The 8,014-nt window shown below is 56.5% G+C and carries 10 protein-coding genes; all 10 read right to left on the bottom strand.

All coding sequences use genetic code 11. The features are described from left to right. Window positions 1-14 precede the first annotated feature (14 nt). Window positions 15-593, bottom strand: coding sequence for a TerD family protein (locus FEM54_RS00775; protein WP_138449066.1), 579 nt, complete (start codon window positions 591-593; stop codon window positions 15-17). A 31-nt stretch (window positions 594-624) separates the two neighbouring features. Next, window positions 625-1,200, bottom strand: a complete 576-nt coding sequence (locus FEM54_RS00780) for a TerD family protein (RefSeq protein ID WP_138449069.1) — start codon at window positions 1,198-1,200, stop codon at window positions 625-627. A gap of 39 nt (window positions 1,201-1,239) precedes the next feature. Next, the gene (locus FEM54_RS00785; protein WP_138449070.1) at window positions 1,240-2,265 is read right to left on the bottom strand and encodes a TerC/Alx family metal homeostasis membrane protein; all 1,026 of its coding nucleotides are present in this window, start codon (window positions 2,263-2,265) and stop codon (window positions 1,240-1,242) included. An 11-nt stretch (window positions 2,266-2,276) separates the two neighbouring features. Then, window positions 2,277-2,726 (bottom strand): tellurite resistance TerB family protein, encoded by a 450-nt coding sequence (locus FEM54_RS00790; protein ID WP_138449086.1) that lies wholly within the window; start codon window positions 2,724-2,726, stop codon window positions 2,277-2,279. 63 nt (window positions 2,727-2,789) lie between these two features. Beyond that, window positions 2,790-3,938, bottom strand: a complete 1,149-nt coding sequence (locus FEM54_RS00795) for a TerD family protein (protein ID WP_138449073.1) — start codon at window positions 3,936-3,938, stop codon at window positions 2,790-2,792. Next, window positions 3,935-4,525: a TerD family protein gene (locus FEM54_RS00800; RefSeq protein ID WP_138449075.1), complete on the bottom strand. Its 591-nt coding sequence runs from the start codon at window positions 4,523-4,525 to the stop codon at window positions 3,935-3,937. Before FEM54_RS00800 ends, FEM54_RS00795 begins: the two co-directional genes overlap by 4 nt. Before the next feature lie 78 nt (window positions 4,526-4,603). Next, window positions 4,604-5,554 carry an HpcH/HpaI aldolase/citrate lyase family protein gene (locus tag FEM54_RS00805; RefSeq protein WP_138449078.1) on the bottom strand — a complete coding sequence of 317 codons (951 nt, stop codon included), beginning with the start codon at window positions 5,552-5,554 and terminating at the stop codon, window positions 4,604-4,606. After that, on the bottom strand, window positions 5,554-6,648 hold the full coding sequence (locus FEM54_RS00810) for a cysteine protease StiP family protein (protein WP_138449080.1): 1,095 nt from the start codon (window positions 6,646-6,648) through the stop codon (window positions 5,554-5,556). Before FEM54_RS00810 ends, FEM54_RS00805 begins: the two co-directional genes overlap by 1 nt. Beyond that, window positions 6,641-7,399 (bottom strand): HAD family hydrolase, encoded by a 759-nt coding sequence (locus FEM54_RS00815; protein ID WP_138449082.1) that lies wholly within the window; start codon window positions 7,397-7,399, stop codon window positions 6,641-6,643. The genes FEM54_RS00810 and FEM54_RS00815 overlap by 8 nt, the downstream gene beginning before the upstream one ends. Beyond that, window positions 7,389-8,014 (bottom strand): TRSP domain-containing protein (locus tag FEM54_RS00820; RefSeq protein WP_138449084.1); only part of this gene is annotated, 626 nt, incomplete at its 5' end. The genes FEM54_RS00815 and FEM54_RS00820, both read right to left, overlap by 11 nt.

An 8,014-nucleotide genomic window follows, 5' to 3' on the forward strand; every position in this document is an offset into this window, starting at 1 on the left:
GTGGAGGGGTGGGCTTAGCCGATGCTGACACCATGAGCTTCAGCCAGGGGCTTCAGGCCCCCGGCAAAACCCTGGCCGATGGCCTTGAACTTGAACTCTTCCCCGCTGCGATAAAGCTCACCGAAGATCATTGCCGTTTCAGTCGAAGCGTCTTCGCTCAGGTCAAAACGTGCCAGCTCTTTACCGTCGGCCTTGTTCAGTACGCGAATGAAACTGTTGGCAACCTGGCCAAAGGTTTGTTTGCGGGTTTCAGCATCATGGATGGTCACAGCGAACACTAGTTTCTTAACCAGCGGATTCAAAGCAGTCAGCTTGACGGCTACCTGTTCATCGTCGCCTTCGCCGGCACCGGAGCGATTGTCACCCAAGTGCTCGACGGAGCCGTCGACCGACTTCTTGTTGTTGTAGAAAATGAAGCTGTTGTCGTCGAGCACTTTGCCGTTTTCGCCGACGACAAACACCGAAGCATCCAGATCGAATTCGGTACCGTCAGTGACCCGAGGGTCCCAGCCCAAGCCGACGATGACTTCGCTCAGACCTGGTGCTTCTTTGGACAGGGAGACGTTACCGCCTTTGGAGAGACTTACTGCCATGATTGATGTCCTTTTTCAGTAGATATAGGGGTTAGAAGTTCATGCCATAGGAGTTGGCCAACGCCTTCAAGCCTCCGGCGAAGCCCGAACCCACGGCGCGAAATTTCCATTCACCATTGTTGCGGTACAGCTCAGCGAAGATCATTGCTGTTTCGGTCGAGGCGTCTTCCGCCAGGTCATAACGGACAATTTCCGCCCCGCTGGTCTCGTTGATTACGCGAATGAACGAGCCGCCCACCTGGCCAAAGTTCTGTCTACGCGCGTCAGCGTCGTGAATGGTGACCGTGAAGGCGATCTTGTCGATGTCCACTGAGACTCGACTCAGATCGACTTTCAATATTTCATCGTCGCCATCACCGGCACCGCTGCGGTTGTCGCCGGTATGCTCGACGGAGCCGTCAGTACTTTTGAGCTGGTTATAGAAAATAAAACCTGCATCGCCACGTACTTTGCCATTGGCTCCCAGCAGAAATGCACTGGCGTCCAGGTCAAATTCCGTACCGTCCGTAGCACGAGGATCCCAACCCAGGCCGATCAAAATCTTGGTCAGTGTCGGATCCGTTTTCGAGAGAGACAGGTTGCCGCCTTTTTGCAGGGTCAAGGCCATGAGTACAACTCCTTATGAATAATGGGTTTGAAGTCAGGGTCAGGCTTGCGCTTCTTCCTTTTGCGGGAAGAGCACACTCGCGAAAATGCCGATGGCTAACACCACGACAACGATGATCAGGCTGGTATTGGGATCGATGGTGTAACCGTGATGGAAAATGTGGTTTGTCGCATTCAGGCCGAGTTTTATGGCGATAAAAAACAGCAGCGCGATGACGGCCTTTTCCAGATGCACCAGATAACGCTTCAAAGCTTCCAGCACGAAGTACATGGTGCGCAGGCCCAAAATGGCGAAGAGCATGGCCGAGAACACAATCAACGGTTCACGGCTAACGGCAATGATTGCGGGTACAGAGTCGAACGCAAACAACACGTCGGACACTTCCATTACCACCAGGCACAGAAACAACGGGGTCGCGAACAACCCTCCTTTGGCGGCCAGGGACAGCCCCTGGTTTTCCGGTTTGGTCAGCTCGGCTTCCAGCGTCTTGCGGCGTACGAAGAAGTCATGCCCATGCAGTTTCGGCCAAACCGGAAAGAGTTTTTTCGCGAAGCGGTAAGCCATGTGTTGTGAGTAATCCTCCTCCTCTTCATCGTCCCCGCCGCTTTTGAGCATCATCACCGCCGTCCAGGCGACGATCAGCGCAAAAACCACTTCCACCCATGGTCCCAAGGCCAGCAGCCCCGTACCAATAGCGACGAAAATCAGGCGGAATACGATGGCGCCGAGAATCCCCCAGTACAGCACGCGGTGACGTAGACCATTGGGCACTTTGAACCAGGCGAAGATCGCCATGAAGACGAACAGGTTATCAACGCTCAGTACTTTTTCCAGGGCGTAACCGGTGACAAACAGCGTCGCGACATCCGGGCCGTGCTCGATATACAGGAACCCTGCAAAACCGAATGAGATAAGGATCCAGAACACTGACCAGGCCGAGGCTTGGAACAGACTGATGGGTTTATCACCACGATGGGTGAACATATCGATAATCATCGCGCCGATTGCCAGTGCCACGAACACGGCGATGGTCAGCGGCGGAAAACCCAATTGGCTAACTTCCACAGTGTCGTTCCTTAAAGTTCAAAGTCAGCGGGCGCGAGGCCCAGCTCGAGGCAGATCAATCGGCAGACCGCTTTTTCCTTGTCATCGAAGTTGCCGTCCGATGCGCCGATAGCGCAGGCGACACGCACGAGCAAACGCCCGGCCCCGTCCTTGCCTTTGATCTTACTGATGTTTTTCAGGGCCTCAGCCTGGCCGATCTGATAGTCGAACTCGAATTTGCCACACGCGTCGTTGAAGACCTTGATGACATCACTCAGGTTGAAAACTTTCAGTTCGGGCGAATTATTGATGAAGCCTGTCATCTTCATTTTTTCAGCCGAACTGATTTCACCATCGGCCGCCGCAACCAGGGCGCAGCTATTGGCCACAGCCTCCATGAACGCCTGGTTCTTGAACTTGACCACCTCGGTGGTTAACTTTTCACGGGCAAGCGCCGCGTTGGTTTTTAACCATGACAACATGTCGTTCACCTTAACGGCCGACCGCAACGGTTTGCCGTATTCAAATACGATTTAATAAGCGGGTTACTTGGAGCCTGCAGACCAGCGCATGCCCCAGTCATAAGCCTTGTCCATCGCCGAATGCCCTGTGTGGAAGTCCACGCGCCGGCTCACCTTGACGCTGCCGCCGACATTTTCCAGCACTGCAATTGCACACATACCCAGGCGACCGCCTTCTTCATTCAACCGGACTTCAATTGAAGGCTGATTGGGGATGTGAATCGTCACGACACCATCGGTCGCCCGCCAGTTGGGCGCACCGTCGTAGATGAAGGCAAACACCAGAATTCGGCGGATATCGGCCCAATGCTTACCGTTGATATGCAGCCACTCCCCGTCGCTCACCGCGCCGGTGCGGTCATCGCCTTTGAGTTGGATGTAGGGCGCGTAATGCAACTCACCGAAGCAATTGCCCAATGCCTGAACGACACCCTTGGAACCATCCTGCAATTGGTAGAGGCAACCGACGTCCAGGTCGATGGAAGTATTGCGCGAGAAAAAGCCGCCCCCATTCTGGCGCTTGGTCCAGTTGAGGTTGACCTTGATTTCGCCAAACCCCTCGGAAGTTTTTTCCAGGCTAATAGACGGGCGAGTTTTATCCAGCGTGATTTTGCTGAGGTTGACCGTGGGCGTGGACGCCACAACGGGCGTACGAATCGCCGATACAGGCTCCGCGACTTCTACGCCAAAGTGCTTGGCCAACGGCGAAAGACCGCCGGCAAAACCCTGAGCTACACAGCGAAATTTCCACTCGCCCTGACGACGATAAAACTCACCCAGGATCAACGCTGTTTCCTTCATTCCTGCGGTGGCTATCTGCGCCTCGATGTCGCCGGTGATCGTCAGCGCCAGGTGCGACACGCGATCAAAGCTGGCACTGTTCTCGTAGATCGTCGCGGTCAACGCGACTTTCTCGACCACGGCCTCAAGCTGCGACAGATCCAACGTAAACACAGCACGCCCGGTCGAGGATTTGCTCAGTTGCACCGCACCGCCCAGTACCGTGGTCTGTCCGTAGAAACACATGTCGGTGTCACCACGGACTTTTCCATCGCCCCCCAGAGCAAACGCGGACACATCGATATCAGCATCCGGAATCGGCGAGTAGTTGATCTCGACACGCAGCTGACCGGTAGCGACCGGTGCATTTCCACCGGGGGCCAGGTTCGTCATGGGCACACTGCCTGAACGGCAAGATCGATCAGGTCATCAACGGTACGGCCGTTGGTGACTTGGCCGATGGCCTTGAACGCCCAACCGTCGCTCTCACGCACCAGGCTCGCCATGACCACGCCGGTGTGTCGTCCTTTCTCGGAAAGATTGAAGCGCGCCAACTCAACACGGTTGCTCGCGTTAACTACACGGCAATAGGCGTTGGCAATCTTCTCGAAGCTCTGCCCGGTGAAGCTGTTGACGGTGAACACCAGGGATTTAACCGAGGCCGGCAGATTCGACAGGTTGACGGTGATCGTTTCGTCATCGCCATCGCCTTCACCGGTACGGTTATCGCCGGAGTGCTGAATAGAACCGTCCTGGGATTGCAGTTGGCGGAACCACACCAGATCAAGCGGATTGTAGTTTTCATCGAACAGAATGCAGGAAGCATCCAGGTCAACTTCGGCTCCGTTGCCAAGCAATCGGCCCATGAACCCAGCTTTTTCCGGATCCCAGCCCAAGCCAAGGCGGATAGTGGTGAGACCGCTGCCACCCGTTGTTTTTTCCAGGGAAATGCTTTGGTTTTTAGCTAGAGACAGCGCCATCGGTATGCTCCTTGTTGATTGTCATGCTTTCGTATTTATCGTTATTGGTTTTGCTGAACTGGGATGCCGCTTTGCAAATCATCGAACCGCCTCAGCAAGACGCATCAAGGAGTCGGCGTGGCCTGTCTCGACATGCCGGAGGCCGTGCCATTTGGCGCGCTCGATAATATGGGTGGCCCACTTCAAATGAGTGGCCGGCTCGCACATTGCGTCGTTGTGCTTGAAAACAGCGGGGGACACTTCACTTAGCATCAAACTTGCGCAATTGAAGTCTTCCAGGCTGACGCGAAAACTGTCCTGGATTGCATTGATCTGGCTTGGGTGTATGGCGGTTTTCCCGACCATGCCATGGGCGATGTCGAGCTGCAGCTCTTCGAGCAGCAGATGCGGTGTGGCCAATTGCTCGAACACCGGTGCTGTCAAGGCGAACCCCTGCGAGCCCATCACACCGGCAAGCATCGGAATCACGTAGCCCATGGGCGTGCCGTAAAGGGTCACTGCCGGGTTGCGACGTAAGCCCAGACAGCCCAGCAAGTCGTTCCCGCCGATGCGCAGCGCGATGATTCGCGCAAACAACGTTTCGCTAAGGGACTCACCCAACTCGACCATGCTCACCGGATTGAATACTTCCCGGGTCTCCAGGGTCGGCATGAGCACAATGTCCGGATTAGCAACCGCCAACTCCCAGGCACGCAAGTTCGACAGGCTCAACTTGGGGACGACGAAACCGTCAACATGAGCCATCAGCGGCCAGTCATTCAGTACCGCCGCCATCTGCGAGTCACGCGGGCGCACAAACAGCATGGGCCCCTCTGGCGGACGACCGCCCCGCTGCTCTATGGCACTGAGCAGGCGACGCAGGTTGCGCAAGGCGGTATCCACATCGATGTCGGCAATCGCATCTTCAAGGCACACCACCATGGATCGCAGTTCAGGTAGTTTTTTGCGCAACACCACGTCCAGAATGTCCTTGCGGGTTGCTGGCATGTAGAGCGTGGCACCGAGGGCATAAGGCGAAAATTTTTTCATCAACCCACACTCCGGATTACCGTCACCGCACGGTAGGGGCCAAGCGCAGTGCCCACTTCCTCGACGCTGACACCGACCTGTTCAGTCAGATGCATCAGCAACTGGATGTCGGGATCACTGCGATCACGTACCAGCACCTGATCCGGTACACGCCGCAGTACGGCGCGCGTCGCTTCGGCAATACCGGGCTTTATCCGGTTTCGGTTGCTGATGCCAAACCAGTTGGCAATGCGGTCGATCACATTGTCTGCTGCCGCCTGCAGTGCCACCCGCTGCGCCTGAGTCCAGGGACCCGCCGCTGGGACCGAAGGAAGCATGCGGCGCATCACTTCGATTCGGTCGATGAAGTCGCGACTGACGTCGTGCTCGTGCAGGTGATCGTAAACCAGGCAGCCGTGCAGGCCACCTTCGGCAGGCCAGATGGAACGTGAAACCAGGCCAGAAACAGTGGCCCCCAGAATGCCCGAGGGAATCAGCCAATCCTCAGCTGACGCCGCCATCCAGGCACGACCACAAGGGTCGGCCAGTACCACCAGGCGCGGCTGACGGGGGAACCGCATGTCATCACGCAGACTGCGCTGGATCTCGGCAGATATCGCGCCTTTGCCCGTCCAGCCATCCACAAAAACGATGTTTTCAGGGCCATGGGCTGCGATGACAGCCTCCAGGGCAATCTTGTCGATACCACGATCACGCACGATGCTAATGCCGTAATGATGGGCGTCACGTCCTAGGCTCAGGAGGCCGCGACGCAGCAACACCCCCAGCGGAAGACCCGCGCGAACGAAAGATACGAGCGCAATCGAAGGTCCTTTGTACACTCGGTCAAGCGCTATCGTCAGGGATTGAACGTCCACGGCCATCCTTACCGCGTTCTGTTCCATTGCTTGTCGGTACAGCGCTTTATGGGTGTCGGAGGGCGCCGACTCTTGACTGATCATCTCCGAGTAATGCTTTTGTTGCGTCTGAATCAGCCGTTCCTTTTCGCGAACGTCGGTCACTTCCAGCTCAACAGGCTGCAACAGGAACAGCACATCCTCGGCCAGATAGCTCCCACTGCCGACGGTGCAAAGGTGCGCGAAGGCGTTAAGCATGGAGCATGAACTCCACCACTTTTGCCAACTGGCTATTGGCCGGTGTGGCCCAGAAGTGGCATTCATTCATGAAGCCAAGGTCAGTTACGCTGTCCCCCACCCCCAACACGAGGCGTTCCCCGTTGACGATACGGTCCCGGCGCAGCAGTTCCTCGACAGCATGACGCTTGGCCAAACCATTGGGCAAAAAAGCCAGGTTGTTATCGTTGAGGTGAACGTGCATGTCATCCAGCAAACCCCGTCGCTTAACCTCGATCAGGGTCTTCTTCAGCACCGCGTCGTCGGAGCCATTGTGTTTGGTCACTACATAATTAAGCAGGCCTTGTTCCTCGACCACCCAGCCGCGCAGAGAAAATCCCAGTTCCAGACCAATAGCCAAGGTTGTGGCGCTAAGCGCCGACAGGCGACGTTGATAGGCGGTCAGCACATCAGCCATCTGCGCGTGCCAGTCGCTGTCCAACGTCCCGTCGGGTCGAAGGATCACACCACCGTGAGAACATACAGCTCCCGACCTGAAGGGCAATTGCACCCGGCTGAAAGCTTCGATGCTGCGCGCTGTGACCGGGACCACATCAGCCGATTGCAGCAGCCATTGCACAAAGACGTTCTGCACCGAGCTCATGTAGCCATTGGGCTCACCATTGGCATCCAATGTCGCGGTATGCCGCGCAACCCCTTCGGGCATTTTGCGGGCGGTCTGAAACAGCGTGTCATCCAGGTCGACGAGGATCAGGGGGCGCTTAGTGCTCATCGACGATCACCTCGGCATTCAATGCTGTGATCAAGGATTGAGAAACCGCTTCAACAGCGGTCTCACTGCAGATCAACACCCGCTCGAACTGGCCAGGCCGCACGTTGTAGAGAAAATTGGGAATGCCCAGGCCGTAGTTATCGGCGAACGACAAGGCATGTTCGATCTCATGACCAAGTGCGATCGGCGAGCGCGAGGTTGAGCTGAAGTGGACATCCGCGCCCATCTTTTCCAGACGCTCAGCCAGCAGGAACGGACGCCACACGAACTCCCCTGTGCCCACCACGAGGACCCTTTCACCGGGGGTAACCTGAACAGCCAGAGCCAACGTACCCTCCACATGACGCACGCCCAGACGTCCCCAATCCAGACGCGGATCAATCGGCCACTCACCCACGGCGACCGTAGCGACATCAGGCATATCGGGTAAGGGTGCGTTCACATCTTCATGGAAGCGATAGCTGCCCCGCAGCAAAGACACCTGATCAGCGCAATCGCCAAGCACGTTGCGCACGGCATCCCGTGACCAATCGGTAAGCACGCAGGTCACCACCCGCTCGACCGTGCTCAGCCCTGCGTCTATCAGTGCTCGATGCAGATTGATAAGTGTCGTGC

Source organism: Pseudomonas edaphica (assembly GCF_005863185.1).
Classification (GTDB): Bacteria; Pseudomonadota; Gammaproteobacteria; order Pseudomonadales; family Pseudomonadaceae; genus Aquipseudomonas; species Aquipseudomonas edaphica.

What these genes read in the sequence shown, in the direction of transcription:
- FEM54_RS00775 (WP_138449066.1), bottom strand. Translation starts at nt 593, where the DNA reads ATGGCAGTAAGTCTCTCCAAAGGCGGTAACGTCTCCCTGTCCAAAGAA.
- FEM54_RS00780 (WP_138449069.1), bottom strand. Translation starts at nt 1,200, where the DNA reads ATGGCCTTGACCCTGCAAAAAGGCGGCAACCTGTCTCTCTCGAAAACG.
- FEM54_RS00790 (WP_138449086.1), bottom strand. Translation starts at nt 2,726, where the DNA reads ATGTTGTCATGGTTAAAAACCAACGCGGCGCTTGCCCGTGAAAAGTTA.
- FEM54_RS00795 (WP_138449073.1), bottom strand. Translation starts at nt 3,938, where the DNA reads ATGACGAACCTGGCCCCCGGTGGAAATGCACCGGTCGCTACCGGTCAG.
- FEM54_RS00800 (WP_138449075.1), bottom strand. Translation starts at nt 4,525, where the DNA reads ATGGCGCTGTCTCTAGCTAAAAACCAAAGCATTTCCCTGGAAAAAACA.
- FEM54_RS00805 (WP_138449078.1), bottom strand. Translation starts at nt 5,554, where the DNA reads ATGAAAAAATTTTCGCCTTATGCCCTCGGTGCCACGCTCTACATGCCA.
- FEM54_RS00810 (WP_138449080.1), bottom strand. Translation starts at nt 6,648, where the DNA reads ATGCTTAACGCCTTCGCGCACCTTTGCACCGTCGGCAGTGGGAGCTAT.
- FEM54_RS00815 (WP_138449082.1), bottom strand. Translation starts at nt 7,399, where the DNA reads ATGAGCACTAAGCGCCCCCTGATCCTCGTCGACCTGGATGACACGCTG.